A 597-nucleotide genomic window follows, 5' to 3' on the forward strand; every position below is an offset into this window, starting at 1 on the left:
AGCCCAGGGTCGCACGGCGAGCGAGGAGCGTGTGCGACGTAGCTTGCGACGTCAGGACTTGCGCCCGGTCTACAGGCGTGCCTATCGGGTCACGACGGACTCGGCGCACAGCCTGCCCGTAGCGCCGAACCTGCTCGATCGTCGTTTCAACGGATGGCAGCCTGATCGTGCCTGGGTTAGCGACATCACGTTTGTCAGGACCGGCGAAGGCTGGCTGTATCTCGCAGCGATACTCGATCTGGCGAGCCGACGCGTAGTGGGCTGGTCAATGTCCGAACGCATCGACGCCGAGCTTGTTTGCCAGGCACTGCGCAGCGCGTGCTGGCAACGCAAACCGGCGCCAGGACTGCTGTTACATTCCGACAGAGGGGCCCAGTATGCAAGCCGGGCGTACCAAAAGCTGGCTGCCGGATTCAAGGCAACGATCTCTATGAGCCGTCGTGCCAATGCGTGGGACAACGCCCCTATGGAAAGCTTCTTTAAGACCCTGAAAGTCGAGAGAATCTATGAGGTCCACTACGAAACTCGAGCGCAGGCTCGTTTGGATATCGTCGACTGGATCGAGGGCTATTACAATCGAGAGCGTTTGCACACCTC

1 protein-coding gene is annotated in these 597 nt (G+C 60.1%); it reads left to right on the forward strand.

Annotated features, from left to right (window positions below; translation table 11 throughout):
• A partial coding sequence (locus W930_RS0120980) for an IS3 family transposase (protein ID WP_028731289.1) occupies positions 1–597 on the forward strand: 597 nt, incomplete at both ends.

Source organism: Pandoraea sp. E26 (assembly GCF_000681415.1).
Lineage (GTDB): Bacteria > Pseudomonadota > Gammaproteobacteria > Burkholderiales > Burkholderiaceae > Pandoraea > Pandoraea pnomenusa.